We start from the raw sequence: 19,801 nt of genomic DNA on the forward strand, positions 1-19,801 counted from the left end.
CCTTCGTACGGCTCTCGTCCGCAGCCTCAGCGTTCCCCGCCCGGACGGTTCGTCACCGCGCTGACCGGCATAAATAGTTACCGGACAGTAGAGATGCGTTAGCCGTCATAACAGACGACCATGGAAGCTGGGGGCGACGACAACCGACGACCGTCGGCCGCGCCCGAGACTAGAACGGTAAGCAGAGGGGACCCCGTGGCTTCCGGACGCCAACGCTTTTCGATCATCAGCGACGGGCTGCCGAGCCAGCTCCCGGACGTCAATCCTGACGAGACCCGGGAGTGGCTGGAATCGCTCGACACGGTTCTCAAGACCGAGGGCCGGACCCGTGCGCGCTATCTCATGCTCCGGCTGCTGGAGCGGGCCCGTGAGCAGCAGGTGGGCGTACCCGGGCTGCGCAGCACCGATTACATCAACACCATCCCGCCGGAGCGGGAGCCCTGGTTCCCCGGTGATGAGCACATCGAGCGCCGCATCCGCGCCTACATCCGGTGGAACGCGGCCGTCATGGTGTCCCGCGGCAACCGGCCCGAGCTCGGTGTCGGTGGCCACATCGCCACCTACGCCTCGGCCGCCTCGCTGTACGAGGTCGGGTTCAACCATTTCTTCCGCGGCAAGGACCATGGCGAGTCGGGCGACCAGGTCTTCATCCAGGGTCACGCCGCGCCGGGCATCTACGCCCGCGCGTTCCTCGAGGGGCGGCTGACCGAGCACCAGCTCGACGGGTTCCGCCAGGAGCACTCGCATCCGGGCGGCGGGCTGCCGTCCTACCCGCACCCGCGGCTGATGCCGGACTTCTGGGAGTTCCCCACGGTCTCCATGGGGCTGACCGCGATCGACTCGATCTACCAGGCCCGTTTCAACCGTTACCTGTACAACCGCAGGATCAAGGACACCTCGCGCTCGCACGTGTGGGCGTTCCTGGGAGACGGCGAGATGGGCGAGCCGGAGTCGCTGGGCGCCATCGGGCTGGCCGCCCGCGAGGAGCTGGACAACCTGACCTTCGTGGTCAACTGCAACCTGCAGCAGTTGGACGGCCCAGTACGCGGCAACGGCAAGATCATCCAGGAGCTGGAGTCGTTCTTCCGCGGCGCCGGCTGGAACGTGATCAAGGTCATCTGGGGCCGTGACTGGGACCCGCTGCTGGCCAAGGACGTCGACGGCGTGCTGGTCAACAAGATGAACACCACGCCGGACGGGCAGTTCCAGACCTACACCGTCGAGTCCGGCGAGTACATCCGCGAGCACTTCTTCGGCGACGACCCCCGGCTGCGCAAGATCGTCGAGCATCTGTCCGACGAGGACATCCGCCGGCTGTCGCGCGGCGGGCATGACTACCGCAAGCTGTACGCGGCGTTCAAGGCCGCCCGCGAGCACGTCGGCCAGCCGACCGTGATCCTCACCCACACCATCAAGGGCTGGACGCTGGGACCCGACTTCGAGGCCCGCAACGCCACCCACCAGATGAAGAAGCTCACCAAGGCCGAGCTGAAGGAGTTCCGGGACCGGCTGTACCTGGACATCCCCGACTCGGCGCTGGAGGGCGAGCTGCCGCCGTACTACCACCCCGGAGAGGACTCCGAGGAGATCGAGTACATGCGCGAGCGGCGCGCCGCCCTCGGCGGCTACCTGCCCAAGCGGGTGGTGCGCGCCAAGCCGCTCAAGCTGCCCGGCGAGGCGGTCTACGGCGAGCTGAAGAAGGGCTCCGGCAAGCAGAACGTGGCCACCACCATGGCCTTCGTCCGGCTGCTCAAGGACCTGATCAAGGACGACGACATCGGCGCCCGGTTCGTGCCGATCGCCCCGGACGAGTTCCGCACCTTCGGCATGGACTCGCTGTTCCCCACCGCCAAGATCTACTCGCCGCACGGGCAGACCTACGACGCGGTGGACCGCAGGCTGCTGCTGTCCTACAAGGAGTCCGCCGAGGGCCAGCTGCTGCACGAGGGCATCAGCGAGGCCGGCGCGATGGGCTCGACGATCGCGGCGGGCACCTCGTACGCCACGCACGGCGTGCACATGATCCCGGTCTACATCTTCTACTCGATGTTCGGGTTCCAGCGCACCGGCGACTCCATCTGGGCGATGGCCGACCAGATGGGCCGCGGGTTCCTGCTGGGCGCCACGGCCGGCCGCACCACGCTGACCGGTGAGGGCCTGCAGCACGCCGACGGGCACTCCCCGCTGCTGGCCTCCGCCAACCCGGCCTGCGTCTCCTACGACCCGGCCTGGGCGTACGAGCTGGCGGTGATCGTCCAGGACGCGCTGCGCCGGATGTACGGCAGCTCGCCCGAGCACCCCGACGGCGAGAACATCTTCTACTACCTCACCGTCTACAACGAGCCGTACCAGCAGCCGCCCGCCCCGCAGGACCTCGACACCGAGGGCCTGCTCAAGGGTCTGTACAGGTACGCCGAGGCGCCCGTCCTCGAAGGCAGGAACGGCGAGCAGCCGCGCGCCCAGATCCTGGCCTCCGGGGTCGCCATGCGGTGGGCCCTGCACGCCCAGAAGCTGCTGGCCGAGGACTGGGGGGTGCAGGCCGACGTCTGGTCGGCCACCTCGTGGAACGAGCTGCGCCGCGAGGCCATGGCCTGTGACGAGTGGAACATGCTGCACCCCGACGCCGAGCAGCGCGTCCCCTACGTCACCCGCCGCCTGGAGAGCGCCCCCGGCCCGGTGGTCGGGGTGTCGGACTACATGCGCGCCGTGCCGGACCAGATCGCCGACTGGGTGCCGCAGGACTTCTCCTCGCTGGGCACCGACGGGTTCGGCTTCTCCGACACCCGCGCGGCGGCCCGCCGGCACTTCCACGTGGACGCGGCCTCGATCACGCTGGCCGTGCTCACCCGGCTGGTGCGGCACGGCGACGTCAAGCCGGACGTGCTGCGCCAGGCTATCGAGAAGTACAAGCTGGACCGCCCGATCGACGAGGTGTTCGCGGGCTCCGGCCAGACCGCCGAGTCCAGCACCGGCGGCGAGGCCTGACCTGCTCCACGGCAGGACGTGAGCGGCCGCCCCCGGGACCGTCGGTCCCGGGGGCGGCCGCTGCATACCGCCCGACGGCCCCTCGGGCCCCTGGAGCCGTCCGGACGGCGGCGGGGTTCCGCTTCGGGAGATGCCGACAGGACCCGGGAGACCGCTGCACATCGTGCGACGGCCCTCCGGGCTCCTGGAGCCGTCCGGACGGCGGGGTTCGGCTTCGGAGGGGCCGGCCGAGCCCGGAAGACCGGCCCCCGGCCGACGGGGCGCCCGGCCCGGGAGGCCGGCCGGCTCGGCGGATCCGGGGACTCAGGGGGCCGGGGGCGGGCTGAAGACGCCGAACAAGTTGCCGGCCGGGTCGCGGAGGTCGGCGAAGACCAGGCCGCTGGGGCGGGTCGTCGGCGGGACCACGACCTGGCCGCCGGCCAGTTCGGTCTCCGCGCAGATCGCCGCCACGTCCTCGACCACCACACAGAAGATCGCGTGTCCGGGCTCCCGCCCCCCAGTGTCGAAGACGCCGCCGCTGGGCAGCTCCGCTCCGGGGTAGCTGACCAGGTCGTACCGGCCGTCACCACCGGGGTCGGCGGCGAAGCTCCACCCGAACAGCCGCCCGTAGAACCGCCTGGCCGCGTCGGGGTCGTCCGTCCCGACCTGGAACCAGGCCATCGTGTTGTACGCGGGTGCCGTCATCGTCTTCCTCCGTCTGCGGACGTGCCTGGGATCGCCTGACGCACCCACTGTCGGCCGACCGGACGACAGCCCCCTGTCGGTGTTTTCCGGACGTACCGCACCGGATCGCGACGAACCCGGCCGGACCTGCGGCGGGGCGGGCGGGAATTTACCCGGCGCAGCCGAATGAGGCCGTCTCAACACCGGAGCAGCGGGCAGGGACCGGTGGAGAGCACCACGTCCCGGCTCACCGACGACGGGCGGAGGCGAACAGGAGATGGTGGAGATGGCCACCGCGCAGCAGACCCGGGCTCCACGCGGGCGCACGGCCAAGACACAGGCCAAGACGCAGGCCAAGACGCCGGCCAGAGCGCAGGCCAAGACGCCGGCGGCTGCCGAGAAGGAGCGGCACGGCGCGAGCGTGCCGATCCCGGTCGTCACCCCTCGGCTCAAGGTCCTGCACGTACCCGTGCCGGGAGGCGGCGAGGGCGCCGGGCGGCTGCCGCCGCCGGAGCGGCTGGCGTTCTACGGAGGCCTGGGCGCGATGGCCGCCTTCAACGTGATCTCCTGGCCGGTGGCCGCGGCGATCGGAGTGGGCACGGCGATCGCCGGACGGGCCAGGCGGGCGGGCCGGGCCGGCGACCAGCCGGAGGCCGGGGCCGCCAAGGCGCGGACCGGCCGGTCCTGAGCCACCTGGCGCGGGCGTCCGCGGGCCGGCCCGGCCGGCATCGGTTTCGCAGGCCGGCCCCGGGGAAGGCGCCGACCACACGTTGTGCCGTCGGTGGAACCTCCCCCGCCAAGCGGGCTCTCGGCACGTCGGGAGAGCGCCCGGCCCAGGGAGTGTGGACCACATGCTGCGACAGGCGTTCGGCGTCACGGCGCGCCTTCCCCTGAGGGCGGCGCGGCTGCCCGGCGCGGCGATGCGCGCGGCGGCCACCGCACTGCGCTCGCGCCCGGTGACCCGGACCGCTCCCGGCCGCAGCCACATACCGGTACGGGGCGTGCGGGAGCCCGGTACGGAGGCTTTCGCGCAGGCGTTGCGGGACGCGCTGACCGGCCTGCCAGGGGTCGCCCGCGCCGAGGTGAACGGCGTGCTGGGCCACGTCATGGTGGTCCACGACGACCGGGTCCGCCCATCGGCCCTGATCTCGGCGGTCGAGGACGTCGAGCGGCGGTTCGGCCTCGACCGCGCCCCTCTCGCCCGGACCGCACATCCGGCCGACGGGCAGCTGATCCTGCGCGAGGCAGCGCTCGCCGGCGTGGATCTGGCCGGGTGCGGCCTGGCGGTGGCGGGCAGGCTGCTGCGGGCCGTGCCGCTGCCTCCCGGCATCCCGGCGGCGCTGGCACTGGCCGAGGTGACCCCACCGCTGCGCGGTCCTCTGGAGCGGCGGATCGGCCGGCCCGGGACCGAGGTCCTCTTCGGCGTCGGAGTGGCGGTGACGAACGCGTTCGCGCAGCAGCCGTCCGGGCCGCTGCTGGACTTCGCGCACCGGCTGCTGCTCCTCGCCGAACTGGGCGCGCGGCGTACGGCGTGGCGGCGGCGCGAGCCCGGGCTGCTCACCCCCGGCGCCTTCGAGGCGGGGCCGCCGTCCCCCGTCTCCCGACCGGTTCCACTTCCGGCGGGGGCCGTGGAGCGGATGGGCTGGAGCGTCGCGGCGGCGCTGGGCGCCACCGCCGGCACGTACGCGCTGACCCGGAACGGAATGCGCGCCCAGGGGGTCCTGGCCGCCGGGGTGCCGAGGGCCGCGTGGTTGGGTCGCGAGGCGTTCGCCGCCAGGCTCGGCCGGCTGCTCGCCGGGCGCGGCGTGCTGGTGATGGACCCGGACGTGCTGCGCCAACTGGACCGGGTCGACCGTGTCGTCGTCGACGCCTCGGCCGTGCGGACCGGACGCCTGGTCATCGACGAGGTCGTCCCACTCGTGGAGACGCCGGCCCCCGAGGAGCTCTACGACCGGGCCCGCACCATGGCCGATCTCGACGAACCCCTGGCCCGCCGGCGGGACGGCGAGTGGACGCTGTCTCCGTTGCAGCGGGGTGCGGGCGGGGCGGCCGGCGGCGCCGCCACGGCCCTGGACGTCCGGCGGGCGCACGTCCGGGCCCGGATGCTGCGCCGGCGCGGCGCCAGAGTGCTCGTTCTAGAACGCGGGGCCGAGCCCGTTGCCCTGGTATCGGTCGTCCCCGAGCTGGACCCGTTGGCCGAGGCCCTGATGGAGGCCGCCCGCCGAGCGGCGCCGGTGCTGCTCGCCGGGGTCGGCAGCGGACTCGACCGGCGGCTCTCGGTGGACGGCCTGGTGGCCGGGGGCAACCGGCTGCGGGAGTCGGTGCGCTCGCTGCAGCGGGACGGCCACGCCGTCGCCCTGGTCTCCGCGCGTGGTGGAGCGGCCCTGGCCGCCGCCGACGTGGGGATCGGGCTGCTGGGCGGGCTGGATCACCCGGCGTGGAGCGCGCACCTGCTGTGCGGGCCCGGCCTGGAGGGCGCGTGCCTGGTCCTCGACGCCGTGCCGAGGGCTCACGACGCCAGCCGCCGCAGCGCGCGGCTCGCAGGGCTCGGCTCGGCGACAGGGACCCTGCTCGCCACGGCTGTGCCCCCCGTACTGGCCGCCCGGCGCGCGCAGCTCGCGGTCAACGCCGCCACGGTGGTGGCGATGGCCGGCGGCATCTGGTCCAGTACGGAGCTCGCCCACCGGCCCGGCCCGGTGCCGTTGGACCGTACGCCCTGGCACGCCTGGTCGCCGCAGGCCGTCCTAGAGCGCCTGGGCTCCTCGCCTGCAGGGCTCCCGGAGCAGGAGGCGCGGCGGCGCCAGGGCCGGCCCGGGACCGGGCCTGTGCCCCCGCGCGGCCTGCTCCGGCTGACCGTGGAGGAGCTCGACAACCCGTTGACGCCCGTCCTGGCCGCCGGGGCGGGGATCTCGGCGGCCGTCGGCTCGGTGGTGGACGCCGCCCTGATCGGCACCGTGCTGGGCGTCAACGCCCTGATGTCCGGCGCGCAGCGGCTGGGCGCCGACCGGGCGCTGCGGCAGCTGATCGACCTGAGCGCGGTGCGGGTGAGGCTGCGGCGGCCGGATGCGCCAGGTGCCCCCCGGACCGGCGCCGAGGTGCCCGCCGTCGCCGACGAGCTGGTGCCTGGGGACGTCGTCCGGCTCACCGCCGGCGACGCCGTGCCGGCCGACTGCCGGCTGCTGCGCGCCGACAACCTGGAGATCGACGAATCCAGCCTCACCGGCGAATCGCAGCTGGTCGCCAAGGCCGTCCGGCCCAGCCTCTCGCACACCGTGGCCGACCGGCACTCGATGCTCTACCAGGGCTCGGTCGTGGCCGCCGGGGAGGCGGTGGCGGTGGTGGTGGCCACCGGGGCCGACACCGAGATCGGGCGCACCGCCCGCCTGGCCGGCGAGCACCGCCCCGAGAGCGGGGTGGCCAGGCGGCTGCACCGGCTGACCGAGGTGACGCTGCCCGCCTCACTGGCGGCCGGGGCCACGCTGATGGGCTCGGACCTGCTGCGCGGCCGTCCGCTGGCCGACGCGCTCGGCTCGGCGGTCAGCCTCGCCGTGGCCGCGGTGCCCGAAGGGCTGCCGTTCGTGGCCACGGCGGCGGAGCTGGCCACCGCCCGGCGGCTGTCGCGCCGCGGCGCCCTGGTGCGCAACCCGGCGACGATCGAGGCGCTCGGCCGGATCGACGTGCTGTGCTTCGACAAGACCGGGACCCTGACCGAAGGCCGGCTGCGGTTGCGCCAGGTTTCCGACGGGATCGCCGCGGCGCCGACGCAGGACCTGCCGGAGCGGCTGCGCGACGTCGTCGCCGTGGCGCTGCGGGCCGGTCCGGACTACACGGGGCGGCGGCTGCCGCACCCGACCGACCGGGCCGTCCTGCACGCCGTCGACCGGCTGGGGCTGACCGCCGACCGCGGGCTGGGCGGCTGGCGGCGGGTCGGCGAACTGCCCTTCGAGCCGGGCCGGGGTTACCACGCCGTGCTCGGCGACTCGACCGCGGGCCGGCGGCTGAGCGTGAAGGGCGCGCCGGAGATCGTCCTGGAGCGGTGCCGGGACTGGTGCCATGACGGCCGGACGCAGCCGTTCGACGCGGCCGCCCGCGAGCGGGTCGAACGGGAGGTCGACCGGCTGGCCCGGCTCGGCTACCGGGTGCTGGCAGTCGCCGAGCGGCCCGCCTCCGACCGCCAGGACCTCACCGACGCGCGCGTCGACCGGTTGTGCCTACACGGGCTGCTGTGCATCGCGGACCCGGTCCGGCCGGCCGCCGCCCGGGCGGTGGCCCGGCTGCGCACGGCGGGCGTGGACGTCGTGATGATCACTGGGGACCATCCCAGCACCGCCGAGGCCATCGCCGCCGAGCTGGGCGTCCTGGACGGCAGGGTGCTGACGGGCGCCGACCTGGACGCGCTCGACGACGACCGGCTGACCGCCGTCGTCGCCGGGGTGTCGGTGTTCGCCCGGGTCAGCCCCGCGCAGAAGGCCCGGGTGGTGCGCGCGCTGCACGCGGCCGGCCGGGTGGTCGCGGTCACCGGGGACGGGGCCAACGACGCCCCGGCGATCCGGCTGGCCGACGTGGGGATCGCGCTGGGCGAACGCGCCACCCCGGCGGCGCGGGAGACCGCCGACGTGGTGATCACCGACGACCGGATCGAGACCATCACCGACGCGATCGTCGACTGCCGGGCGATGTGGCGGTCGGCCCGGGACGCGCTGGCCGTGCTGCTCGGCGGCAATCTGGGCGAGATCGGCTTCACCGTGGGCGTCGGCCTGGCCCGTGGGGCCGGCCCGTTGAACGTCCGCCAGTTGCTACTGGTCAACCTGCTCACCGACATGCTGCCGGCGATCGCGCTGGCGGTCCGCCCGCCGTCAGGGGTCAGCCGCGAGCAGTTGCTGGCCGAGGGACCGGAGCGTTCCCTGGGCACCGCGCTGACCCGCGACATCGCGGTGCGGGCCGGGACGACGGCCGGGGCCGCCTCCGTCGCCTGGCTGTTCGGCCGGGCCACCGGCACCGCCGCGCAGGCGTCCACCACGGGGCTGGTCGCCCTGGTGGGCACCCAGTTGCTGCAGACCGTCGCGGCCGGCGGCACCGACCCGCTGGTGCTGGGCTCCGGGCTGGCCTCGCTGGGCCTGCTCGGGGTCATCGTGCAGGTGCCCGGTCTCAGCCATCTCTTCGGCTGCCGCCCGCTGCCTCCGCACTGCTGGATGCTCGCCCTGGGGTCGGCGGGCGCGTTCGCGCTGCCGGCGATCCTGTTCACCCGGCCGCTGGGGATCCCGCTCACCCGGCTGACGGGCCGGGGGGCGGACCGCCTCGGCACCTGGATGAAGTGCTACCCATTGTTCACCTAATGGACACTCAACACTCACCTCCCGGGAAGCCTGATCAGACATAAAGGACAGGAAGGTCTTTTTCGGGCTGCTAAGGAGGGAGGGCTCATGCCCGACATCATCACCACCGTCCTGGCCAAGGCTCTTGTCATGGCCCTGGAGGCGCTGCTCACGCGCCTGTTCGTCCATCTGGTCCAGATGGCGCGCTACCGCATGGCCCTCGTGCCGAACGCCGTCTGACCGGCCCCCCGAGCGGGCATCACCGGAGGCCGCAGCATCCACCGGGACTGCGGCCCCCGGCGCACCGCTACCTCGCGGTGCGGAACCCCGATCCCGATCACGTCATGGCCGGGTGTCCACCGTCGCATTCGCTCCCGCCCGTCACAGGGCCGGGACGAGGGCAAGGTGGCCGGGGAGGTCGGAGACGGAGTCCTCGTAGCGGCGGGCGGGCGCGGGCAGGCCGGTCAGCACGGCATGCCGGATGCGGTCGAGGCGAAACACCCGGGTGTCCTCGCGCAGCCGGCACCAGCCGATCAGGTACCAGCCGAACGGGCCCCCCGTGACGACGATCGGCTCGACCTCGCGTTCGGTCGTGACGCCGTCGCGGTCCTCGTAGCGGATCCGCAGCACCCGCCGGGCGAGGACGGCCTGCTCGATCGGGGGCGGGATCCGGGCGGGCTCGGCGTCCGCCCGGCGCATCAGCCGGACCCGGCCGGCCAGTTCGCGGGCCGCGGCGGCGTCCCGCTCCGGCATGGCGCCGACGATCTTGGCCAGCGCAGACCGGCTGGCCTCGGCGAACGGGGCGCCCTCGAAGCGGCCCAGCGCGACCGCCACCGCCACCGCCTCGGCCGGGGTGAAGTTGAGCGGCGGCAGCGTCATGGCCTTGTCGATCGTGTAGCCGCCGCGCCGCCCGACGTCGGCGTAGATCGGCACGCCGGCCTGCTGGAGGGCGGCGATGTCGCGTTCGATCGTCCGCACGCTGACCTCGTAGCGCCGCGCCAGTTCCCGGGCGGTGCGGCGGCGCGGCGCGCTGGCGCGCAACTCCTCGACGATGGCGTACAGCCGGTCCGTGCGGTTCACGGCGCGACCCTACGGCGCGCCACCGACATTTCCGCCACCGCACCCCCGGCCGCATCGTGATGACTCGGTGACGATCCGTGCTCACGCGCCGTCAGCCGTCCCGGAAACCGGATGCCGTTCCGTCACAGGACTGCTGTGGGGGCGCTGCAGACGGCAACAATCGACAAAGCTCCCATTGAGCATTGACCGCCACATTCCGGCTGGCATTAAGTCTGATCAACATCCCCCGTCGCGGCCGTTCTCCTGACCGGCCGCGTCGCAACCCCTCTATCAGGAGGCGCAATGAGGCGCGTCGTCACCTCATGCATCGCCGCGCTGACCCTGGGGGCCGGGCTGATGGTGGCCGGACCGGCCACCGCGGCCCCGCCGGGCCCGGGTCGCGCACAGGACCGGCTGGAGGTCTTCACCGGACAGCTCACCCCCGCACAGCTGGAGAAACTGCGCGACCTCGGGCTCGACCACGAGGACATCGCACTCGGTAAGGCCGCCGACGGCAAGGTCGCCGTCGAGGCCGTCATGAGCCGCGCCCAGGGCGACGCCCTGAGCGCCAAGGGAATCCCGCTGCGGGTCAAGAAGATCAAGGGCCAGACGGCCGCGCAGCGGTCGCGGGCCCTGGCCGAGCAGGGCGGGGTGTTCCGCCCCTACAGCGGCCCCGGCAACATCCGCGAGGAGATCGTCAACGCCGCCAAGGCGCACCCGGACATCGCCCAGGCGGTCGACATCGGCAGGTCGGGGGCCGGCAAGCCGATCACCGCGGTGCGGGTGAGCAAGGGCGCCCGGAAGCTGTCGACGCCCAGCAAGCGCCCGGCCGTGGTCTACCAGGCCACCCAGCACGCCCGGGAGTGGATCACCCCGGAGACGGTGCGCCGCCAGTTGCACTACTTCCTGGACAACTACGGCAAGAACGCCGAGATCACCAAGATCGTCGACACCACCGACCTGTGGTTCGTCCCGGTGGTCAACGTGGACGGCTATGACCTCACGTTCGACCCGGAGTTCCGGATGTGGCGCAAGAACGTGCGCGACAACGACGGGGACGGCCAGATCACCGGCGCCGACGGCGTCGACATCAACCGCAACTTCCCCTACAAGTGGGGCTACGACAACGAGGGCTCGGCCCCGACGCCCGAGAGCGCGGTCTACCGGGGCCCGGCCCCCGGCTCCGAGCCCGAGACCAAGGTGCAGGACTCCCTGGTCAAGCGGCTGCGCCCGAAGTACATGATCAACTACCACTCGGCGGCGGAGCTGCTGCTGTACGGGGTCGGCTGGCAGACGCAGACGCCCTCCCCCGACGACCACATCTTCACCTCGCTGCTCGGTGACGACGCCCACCCGGCCGTGCCCGGCTACGACCCCGACCTCGGTGCGGAGCTGTACACCACCAACGGCGACACCGACGGTCACATGCAGAACAACTACGGCACGCTGACCCTCACGCCGGAGATGTCGACCTGCGAGACGGCCAGCAACGTCGACCCCGACGACCAGTGGAGGCCCGAGGACTGCGTCAGCGTCTTCCACTTCCCCGACGACGAGAAGCTGATCCAGCGGGAGTTCCAGAACAACCTGCCGCTGGCCATCGCCACCGCCAAGTCGGCGCACACCCCCGACGACCCGGTCTCGATCGTCGGCAAGACCACGCCGGACATGGTCGTGGACGCCTTCGACACCTCCTACGGCACCAAGCAGCCGGTGGCGGTGGAGGCCCGCCGGTCGCTGGACGACCTGCGCCTGCGCTACCGGATCAACGGCGGAAGCGCCAAGAGCACCAAGGTCCGCGAGTGGAAGGGCGGCGAGCGCTACGGCGACGAGAACGACGTCTACTTCGCCGAGTATCGCGGCACCGTCCGCGGCGCCAAGGCCAAGGACAAGGTGGAGGTCTGGTTCGAGGCCCGCAAGAAGGGCAAGCCCGTGGCCAGCGAGCACTTCACCTACACCGTGGCCGAGGACATCGGCGGTGAAGTGCTCGTCCTCGCCGCCGAGGATGTGACGGGCATCAGCCCCGTCCAGGGGGTCACCCAGGCCAAGTACGCCGCCTCCTACGCCAAGGCGCTGGACAAGGCCGGCTACCGCTCCGACGTCTACGACGTCGACCAGCACGGCCGCAAGGCCCCGCACCACCTCGGGGTGCTCAGCCACTACGACGCCGTCATCTGGGAGACCGGTGACGACATCATCCCGCGCACGGCCGGGCAGCCGGGCGGCACCGCCGCCAAGCTCGCCATGGACCTCGAACTGACCGTGCGCGACTACCTCAACGAGGGCGGCAAGCTACTGTTCACCGGCAAGTACGCCGGTAACGCGCAGAGCGCCGACGGCTCGTACTTCTACGAGCCGGACGTCCCGGCGCAGCCGGAGTGCGCGGTCCGCTCCGACCCGCCCTGCCTGCCGATGCTCAACGACTTCCTGCAGTACTACCTGGGTGCCTACACCTACGTGGACGGCGCGGGCAGCGACGGCGACGGCAAGCCCTACCCGGTCAAGGGCACCGGTGGAGCCTTCAATGGGTTCGCCAGCACCCTCAACGGCGGAGACTCGGCGAACAACCAGGACCACACCGCCTCGTTCCTGACCACGTCGAGCTTCCTGCCCCAGAAGGAGTTCCCGCAGTTCGCCTCCACCGCCCCGATCGCCTGGGAGCGGCCGGGCGGCGCCCCGTACGACCCGCGCACCGGCGCCTGGTACGTCTACAGCCAGGCGGCGGACGTGTCGTACAAGCGGCTCACCCGGACGGTCGACCTGACCGGCAAGAGCACGGGCGAGCTGGAGTTCAGCACCTCCTTCGAGACCGAGGCCGACTGGGACTTCATGTTCGTCGAGGCCCACACCGTGGGCGAGGACGACTGGACGACCCTGCCGGACGCCAACGGTCACACCAGTCAGGAGACCGGGGAGAGCTGCGCGAGCGCCTGGCGCACCCTCCACCCGTTCCTGGACCACTACCAGGGCGCCGACTGCTCGCCGCAGGGCACGACCGGGGCGTGGCACGCCGCCTCCGGCCGGTCCAACGGCTGGCAGGACTGGTCGATCGACCTGTCGGCGTACGCGGGCAAGAAGGTCGAGCTGTCGATCACCTACGTCAGCGACTGGGGCACCCAGGGCATCGGCGTGTTCCTCGACGACGCCAAGGTCACCGCGGACGGCCAGACGCTCGCGGAGACCTCGTTCGAGGACGGCCTGGGCGACTGGACGGTCGCCGGCCCGCCCGCGGGCTCGGCTCCGGCCGCCAACGACTGGACCCGCAGCCAGCGGGCCTTCGCCGAGGGCGCCGGGGTGGCCACCGAGGACACCGTCTACCTCGGGTTCGGCGCCGAGGGCCTGACCACTCAGCAGGCCCGCACCGACTTCGTCAAGAGGGCGATGCGGCACCTGCTCCGATGAGGACGGCCGGGGTCGGCTGACCCCGGACGGCACGAGGCCCGCCCGGCGCGCACTGGGCGGGCCTTCGTCGTCCGCGGCCTGTACGCCGTCCGCGGCCTACAGCGTGCGCAGGAAGCCGATCAGCGCCTCGTTGACCTCCTCGGGACGTTCCTGCTGTGTCCAGTGGCCGCAGCCGGGCAGCAGGACGATGTCGCGCAGGTCGGTGACGAAGTCGTGCAGGCGGGGCAGCCTCTCCTTGACGCCCGGGGCGGCCAGCACCATGTCCCGTTCCCCCGCGATGTAGAGGGCCGGGGGCGTGATCGGGGCCCGATGCCAGGCGGCCGTGAGCTCCCAGTTGCGGTCCAGGTTGCGGTACCAGTTGACGGGACCGGTGAAGCCGCTGGAGGCGTACTCGGCCGCGAACGTGGCGATGTCGCCCTCGGTGAGCCACCCGGGCAGCCGGCCGGGGGCCGGGTACACGTCCAGCAGCCCGCCGCCGTCGGGCACGACCGGCACCAGGTCGGCGGCGTCCCCGGAGGCCGCGTAAAGCACACGCCGGAATGTGTCGGGCAGGTCCCGCTCGAAGACGGCCTCGGGCACCTCCGGCTGCTGGAAGGCCACCATGTAGAAGCCGTCACCGAACTGTTCGCGCATCTGGGCGACCGGCGGGCGCGAGGAGCGCGGCCGGGGGTGCACCGACAGGCCGACGACCCCCCGTACCAGGTCGGGCCGGAACTGGGCGGTGTGCCAGGCGACCGGGGCGCCCCAGTCGTGCCCCACGACGACGGCCTGCTCCTCCCCCAGCGCGGCGATGAGCGCGACGACATCGCCCGTCAGATGCAGGATCGTGTAGTCCTCGACCCGGCCGGGCCCGCCGGTGCGGGCGTATCCGCGCTGGTCGGGGGCGACGGCGTGGAAGCCCGCCTCGGCCAGCGCCACCAGTTGGCGCCGCCAGGAGTACCAGCACTCGGGAAACCCGTGCAACAGCAGCACGAGCGGGCCGCTGCCCGCCTCGGCCACGTGCATGCTCAGCCCGTTGACGTCGATGTGGCGATGCGCGATCTCTGTCATCGCACGGACGTTATCGGGCCGTGGTGAGCACCGGGTTGCCGGGACCTGGCGAGCCGTGGGTCAGGCGTCGCGTCTGCGGGCGAGGGCGGCGGCGGACCAGAAGCTCTTGGCGTACGTCACGCGGGCGAGCGTCGCCTGCCCCCTGGCGTTCGGGTGGAAGTAGTCCCATCTGCTGACCTGGTCCAGGGTGAACGGATGGGAGAACACGGCGCCGTCGTCGAACCGGCACCTGGCGTCCTGCGCGCACACCCTCCCCATGACCTCGTTGTAGGCGATGACGCGCCGGCGCACGTCCCGTCGTCGCTCCACGTCCTCGATGTCCGTCGAGATGGGGTCGGTCAGCATCGACTGGCAGACGCGCAACCTCGACCAGGCGGCACGGGCGGCCCGGTTGTCCCGTCCGGCCCGCCACAGCCACCGCAGGTCCGGGATGCTCGACACGAAGATCCGCGCGCTGGGGAGCCCGTCGCGCAGGGTCTGCATCCCGGCACGGAACCGGGCCTCGTAGGCGGCGACCGAGGTCATGCCGGCCACGGTGGAGGTGCAGGCGTCGTTGGCGCCGATCAGGATCGTCACGTACTCGGCCCGCTGGGAGACGGCCGCGTCGGCCTGCCCGGCCAGCATCGCGACCTTCGCCCCCGTGACGGCGTTGTTGTGGGCGGCCAGGGCTCCGTTGCGCGCCCGCAGCCGCAGGTAGTGGCTGTCGATTCCGCCGTAGGAGCCGGTGGCCCAGGACCGTCTCACGCAGTCGAAGAACCAGCCGCAGGAGTTGTAGCCCCGGGTGATGGAGTCCCCGAGCGCGGCCATCCGGTAGGGGACGGCGGGCCGGGCGGTGCCCGCGTCCGGTCGGGTGAGGGCGAGAGGCGCAGCTTCGGCGGCGGATGCGGCGGCCGGGGACAGGCCCAGGGCGAGAGCGAACGCCAGGCCGGCGGATACGGCGGGATGGGGAGCGCGTCGGGCCACGGGCACCTCCGAGGACGACAGAACGATGTGCACACATCACGTTACAGAGTGTGAACGCATTGGCCCGGAGGGGCACGCCCGCCGTACCCAGGTACTACCCGCGGATGGCACCACGGTCTCATGCCGGCTGTCCGACCTCGGGCCTAGCCTGCACGTGTGACCGGCGACGACACCGATGGCCAGCCCCTCAGGAGGACTCTGGGAGGATTGCTGCGGCTGGTGGCGGCCGCCGCGCTGACCGGGGTCGCCGACCCCCCGCCGGCGCACCGGGACTGGCCGTCCTGGTTGCGCTGGACCCGTCTGCTCGGCGTGGGACGGCTGCCCTACGGCGCCGTGGTCGTCACCATCGACCTGGTCATCGCCCTGACCATCTTCGGCGGCACCTACAACCAGCTGTTCACGGAGGCGCACGCCCGCAATCCGGGGTGGTTGCTGCTGATCGCGGCCGCCGCGCTGGCAATCCCGGTGGCGCTGCGCGACCGGCATCCGGTCGCCGCCTGGCGGATGGCCGTGGCGGCGATGGCCGTCACCGCCCCGTGGCACTGGGTGGATGTGCCGTACGTGCCGGGCGGGGCGATCGCCACACTGCTGTGCCTGTACTCGCTGGCGGTCCGGTCACCGCGCGCCGTCACGCTCGGCGCCGGCCTGATCTGCGCCATGGGCGCGTGGGCCGTGGACAGCGCCACCGCCATCGGGGTCATGGTGCTGGTCTCGGTCCCGCTGCTGGTGGGCGCCTTCGTCCGGGAACGCCGGGCGGCCCGGCGGGAGCTGGCCGAGCAGGAGCGCCGCCACAAGGAGACCGAGGCGGTGCTCAAGGAGCGCCAGCGCATCGCCCGCGAGCTGCACGACGTGGTCGCCCACCACATGTCGATGATCGCCATCCAGGCCGAGGCCGCCCCGTACGCCGAGCCCGGGATGCCGGAACGGACCCGGTCCGACCTGGCCCAGATCCGCGCCACGGCGCTGGAGGCGCTCACCGAGATGCGTCGGGTGTTGGGCGTGCTGCGCACCGAGAACGGAGCCGAGACCGCCCCGCAGCCCGGCTTGGACCGGCTGGAGGAGCTGGTCGCGGGTGCGCGCGGCGCCGGTCTCGACGTGACCGTCGAGACGACCGGCGACCCCGGCCCGCTGCCGCCGGGGTACGGCCTGACCGCCTACCGCATCGTCCAGGAGGCGCTGAGCAACGCCATGCGGCACGCCCCCGGGTCGCGCGTGGATGTGACGGTCCACTACGGTCATGACGCGCTGCGGCTCGGCGTGGCGAACGGCCCCCCGCCCCGCCAGGCGCCGCCGCCCTCCCCCGGCGGCGGGCACGGCCTGATCGGCATGCGGGAGCGGGCGGCGATGCTGGACGGCGAGCTCACCACCGGTCCCACCCCGGAGGGCGGCTTCGCGGTCACGGCCGTCCTGCCGTGGAAGACCGCCTGACCCCTGCCGCAGGTCCGCCGACCGCACCGCCAGACAAGGGAGAACAGGTGACCATCAGGGTCGTCATCGTCGATGACCAGGGCATGGTCCGGGCCGGGTTCGGGGTGCTGCTGAACGCGCAGCCCGACATCGAGGTGGTCGGCGAGGCCGCCGACGGCGAGACGGGCCTGCGCGTCATCGACGCGCTGCGGCCGGACGTGGTGTTGATGGACATCCGGATGCCCGGCCTGAACGGGCTGGAGGCCACCCGCCGGCTGCTCGCGCGCGACCACCCGCCCGGCGGGTCGGAGACCGGGCGGGACGATCCGCCCAAGGTACTGGTGCTCACCACGTTCGACCTGGACGACTACGTGTACGAGGCGCTGCGCGCGGGGGCCAGCGGGTTCCTGCTCAAGGACGCCTCGGCGACGGAGCTGGCCGAGGCGGTGCGGGTGGTGGCCGCCGGGGACGCGCTGCTGTCGCCCTCGGTGACGCGGCGGCTGATCGCCGAGTTCGCCCGGTTGGGCGCGCCCCGCTCGCCCCGCCGGGAAAGGCTGGCCGACCTCACCGAACGGGAGACCGAGGTGCTCGCCCTGGTCGCGCGCGGCCTGTCCAACCAGGAGATCGCGGCGGAACTGGTGGTGGCCGAGCAAACGGTCAAGACCCACTTCGGCCGGGTGCTGATGAAGCTGGGGCTACGCGACCGGCCGCAGGCGATCGTCTACGCCTACGAGACAGGGCTGGTCCGGCCGGGCGACTGACCGCTGTCATACCCAGGTACCAGGGACGAAGACGGCACCTGAAGCCGATGCCCGTCACCCGGGCCGGTTCCTACCTTCCCGATCAGTGGACGAACCCGCTGACCAGGAAGGACACCGTCGATGCGGAGTCATCGCGCCCGCCGCCGGAGCAGCGGCCTAGCCGCCGTCGTCGCGCTGGCCGCGACCTGCTCGACCACGGCCGGCATGACGAGCCCGGACCCCTACGCGGCACCGGGCGCACTGCCGGCCCTGTCCGCTCCGGCACTCGGCGCACGCTACGCCTCCGTCCGCCACGACATCGACGGCGCGCTGCGGACGGCACGCCAGAACGGTGACGGCGACCGGGTCCGGGCCCTGTCGGCCTTCCTGGCGCCGGGGCGTCGTTTCCTGTCGTTCGACGCCCGCGGCAGGGGCCGGGCCGTCGAGGTGCTGGGTGACCTGGCCGCCGCCGACCGGGTGGCGGTCGTGGTGCCCGGCGCGGACGGCTCGCTGACCGGCTACGACTCCTGGAAGTTCGCCGGTGGTGGCGCGCGGGCGCTGTACGCGCGAGCGCGTCAGGTCTCTCCTGGTACGAGGCTGGCGGTCGTCGCCTGGCTCGGGTACGACTCGCCCCGCACGCTCAGCACCGACGTCCTCACCGCCGGACGCGCCACCGGCGCCGCGCGTGGGCTGCGCCGGCTCGTCTCCGAGGTCCGCCGCGTCAACGGCGCGGCGGGCCTGTCGCTGCTGTGCCACAGCTACGGGTCGGTGGTGTGCGCCAAGGCGGCCCGGCATGTGCACGCACAGGACATCGCCCTGTTCGGCAGCCCGGGCACCGGCGTGGCGCGGGCTTCCGATCTGCGGACCGGCGCCCGGGTCTGGGCGGGACGCGCCGGCGGCGACTGGATCACCTTCGTCCCCCACGTCCGGTTCTTCGGCGTCGGCTTCGGCGCCGATCCCGTCTCCCCGGAGTTCGGCGCCCGGGTCTTCGACGCCGGTTCCGGACGGCACAGCGGCTACCTCAAGCCCGGCTCCACCCCACTGCGCAACCTCGCGCTCATCGCCCTCGGCCGTTCCCAGGAGGTTTCCCTTGCTTGACACGCATCATCCCGGCCTTGCCGAACGGATCGCGGCCGCGACCCCGCCCGGCCGTGACCGCGCGGTGGACGCGCTACGCGCCATCGCGATCGCGGGGGTCGTCCTGGGGCATTGGCTGGTGACCGCGTTCGTGGCGCCGCCCGGTGAACACGGCCGCCTGGTGGTCGCCAGCCCGCTGCAGGCCATGCCCTGGCTGGCACCCGTCTCCTGGCTGTTCCAGACGCTCGCACTGTTCTTCTTCGTCGGCGGCTACGTGGCCGCCAAGGGGTACAAGCCGGGCACACCGTACGGCACATGGGTGCGGACCAGGATGACCCGCCTACTACGTCCCGTCCCGGTACTGCTGCTCGCGTGGATACCCGCGTCCGCCGCCCTGGTGTACGCGGGCTACAGCGGGCCGACGCTGCGTTCGGTCATCAAGCTAGTGCTCAGCCCGCTGTGGTTCCTCATCGTGTACGCAGCGCTGACAGCGCTCACCCCGCTAGTCATCGCCCTGTGGCGACGGCTCGGATGGTATGCGGCGGCCCTCGCGTTCGGCACCGTCGCGGTGGTCGACCTGGTCCGGTTCGGCCTGGACGGGCCAGGCGCGCTCGGCTGGGTCAACGTGCTCGCCGGATGGCTGGTGCCGTACCTGCTCGGAGCCGCCTGGGCGCACGACGGCGTGAACCGCCGCCTGTCCGTCGCCCTGCTCGCCGGCGGAGTCGTGGCCACATCCGGCCTGATTCTGTGCGCCGGATATCCGGCGAGCATGGTGGGCGTCCCCGGCGCCGAGGTGTCCAACCTGAACCCGCCCACACTGGCGGCGGTGACCTTCGGCATCGCGCAGGTGGGAGCGGCCCTGCTGCTGCGCGACCGGCTGGCCCGCCTGATGCGCGGGCCTCGATGGTGGGCCGCGGTCGCCCTGGCCAACCTGTCGGCAATGACGGTGTTCCTGTGGCACCAGAGGATACCTCCGGGCTACTTCTAGGACAATCACTCTGACCTGGCCTTTCTCATGGCTCCGGAGATTCCGGCTCGCTGCGGTCGGGTGAGCGGTCGGGTGATCAGACCGACGATCGCTGTTGCTTTCCGCACCTTGGCACTCCGTTCGACGCTTGGACCGTGGGTCTCACTTGCTGC

General features: G+C 72.9%; 13 protein-coding genes. 9 read left to right on the forward strand and 4 right to left on the reverse strand.

What is annotated here, in order from left to right:
- The first annotated feature begins 195 nt into the window (after positions 1-195).
- Positions 196-2,985: a pyruvate dehydrogenase (acetyl-transferring), homodimeric type gene (gene aceE, locus C4U03_RS09420; RefSeq protein WP_103937290.1), complete on the forward strand. Its 2,790-nt coding sequence runs from the start codon at positions 196-198 to the stop codon at positions 2,983-2,985.
- A gap of 303 nt (positions 2,986-3,288) precedes the next feature.
- On the opposite strand, the gene C4U03_RS09425 is transcribed toward aceE, so the two are convergent.
- Positions 3,289-3,669 (reverse strand): VOC family protein, encoded by a 381-nt coding sequence (locus C4U03_RS09425; protein WP_103937291.1) that lies wholly within the window; start codon positions 3,667-3,669, stop codon positions 3,289-3,291.
- A 265-nt stretch (positions 3,670-3,934) separates the two neighbouring features.
- Here C4U03_RS09425 and C4U03_RS09430 point away from each other — a divergent pair, with 265 nt between their 5' ends.
- From C4U03_RS09430 to C4U03_RS42425, 3 genes are all read left to right on the forward strand, one after another.
- Positions 3,935-4,336, forward strand: a complete 402-nt coding sequence (locus tag C4U03_RS09430) for a hypothetical protein (protein ID WP_146087292.1) — start codon at positions 3,935-3,937, stop codon at positions 4,334-4,336.
- Between the two features lie 163 nt (positions 4,337-4,499).
- Positions 4,500-8,984 (forward strand): cation-translocating P-type ATPase, encoded by a 4,485-nt coding sequence (locus tag C4U03_RS09435; protein WP_103937293.1) that lies wholly within the window; start codon positions 4,500-4,502, stop codon positions 8,982-8,984.
- A gap of 87 nt (positions 8,985-9,071) precedes the next feature.
- A complete protein-coding gene (locus C4U03_RS42425) occupies positions 9,072-9,203 on the forward strand; it encodes a hypothetical protein (protein WP_268817497.1) in 132 nt (43 codons plus the stop codon).
- Positions 9,204-9,344: 141 nt separating this feature from the next.
- Here C4U03_RS42425 and C4U03_RS09440 read toward each other — a convergent pair whose 3' ends face one another.
- Positions 9,345-10,043 carry a helix-turn-helix transcriptional regulator gene (locus C4U03_RS09440; protein ID WP_103937294.1) on the reverse strand — a complete coding sequence of 233 codons (699 nt, stop codon included), beginning with the start codon at positions 10,041-10,043 and terminating at the stop codon, positions 9,345-9,347.
- Between the two features lie 282 nt (positions 10,044-10,325).
- On the opposite strand from C4U03_RS09440, the gene C4U03_RS09445 reads away from it, so the two are divergent.
- Positions 10,326-13,424, forward strand: a complete 3,099-nt coding sequence (locus C4U03_RS09445) for a M14 family metallopeptidase (RefSeq protein WP_103937295.1) — start codon at positions 10,326-10,328, stop codon at positions 13,422-13,424.
- Positions 13,425-13,520: 96 nt separating this feature from the next.
- Here C4U03_RS09445 and C4U03_RS09450 read toward each other — a convergent pair whose 3' ends face one another.
- Both C4U03_RS09450 and C4U03_RS09455 read right to left on the reverse strand, forming a co-directional pair.
- On the reverse strand, positions 13,521-14,474 hold the full coding sequence (locus tag C4U03_RS09450) for an alpha/beta fold hydrolase (RefSeq protein ID WP_103937296.1): 954 nt from the start codon (positions 14,472-14,474) through the stop codon (positions 13,521-13,523).
- 60 nt (positions 14,475-14,534) lie between these two features.
- Positions 14,535-15,437 carry a GDSL-type esterase/lipase family protein gene (locus C4U03_RS09455; RefSeq protein ID WP_235017732.1) on the reverse strand — a complete coding sequence of 301 codons (903 nt, stop codon included), beginning with the start codon at positions 15,435-15,437 and terminating at the stop codon, positions 14,535-14,537.
- A gap of 156 nt (positions 15,438-15,593) precedes the next feature.
- Between C4U03_RS09455 and C4U03_RS09460 the strand changes: the two genes are divergently transcribed.
- The 4 genes from C4U03_RS09460 (at position 15,594) to C4U03_RS09475 (ending at position 19,649) form a co-directional block, all read left to right on the forward strand.
- Entirely contained in the window at positions 15,594-16,865 is a 1,272-nt protein-coding gene (locus C4U03_RS09460; RefSeq protein WP_103937297.1) for a sensor histidine kinase, read from the forward strand.
- A 47-nt stretch (positions 16,866-16,912) separates the two neighbouring features.
- Positions 16,913-17,605, forward strand: coding sequence for a response regulator (locus tag C4U03_RS09465; protein WP_103937298.1), 693 nt, complete (start codon positions 16,913-16,915; stop codon positions 17,603-17,605).
- A gap of 120 nt (positions 17,606-17,725) precedes the next feature.
- Positions 17,726-18,682 carry an alpha/beta hydrolase gene (locus tag C4U03_RS09470; RefSeq protein ID WP_103937299.1) on the forward strand — a complete coding sequence of 319 codons (957 nt, stop codon included), beginning with the start codon at positions 17,726-17,728 and terminating at the stop codon, positions 18,680-18,682.
- On the forward strand, positions 18,675-19,649 hold the full coding sequence (locus tag C4U03_RS09475; protein ID WP_103937300.1) for an acyltransferase family protein: 975 nt from the start codon (positions 18,675-18,677) through the stop codon (positions 19,647-19,649). Before C4U03_RS09470 ends, C4U03_RS09475 begins: the two co-directional genes overlap by 8 nt.
- The last annotated feature ends 152 nt before the right edge of the window (positions 19,650-19,801 follow it).

This window comes from Thermomonospora echinospora, assembly GCF_900108175.1.
GTDB lineage: Bacteria > Actinomycetota > Actinomycetes > Streptosporangiales > Streptosporangiaceae > Thermomonospora > Thermomonospora echinospora.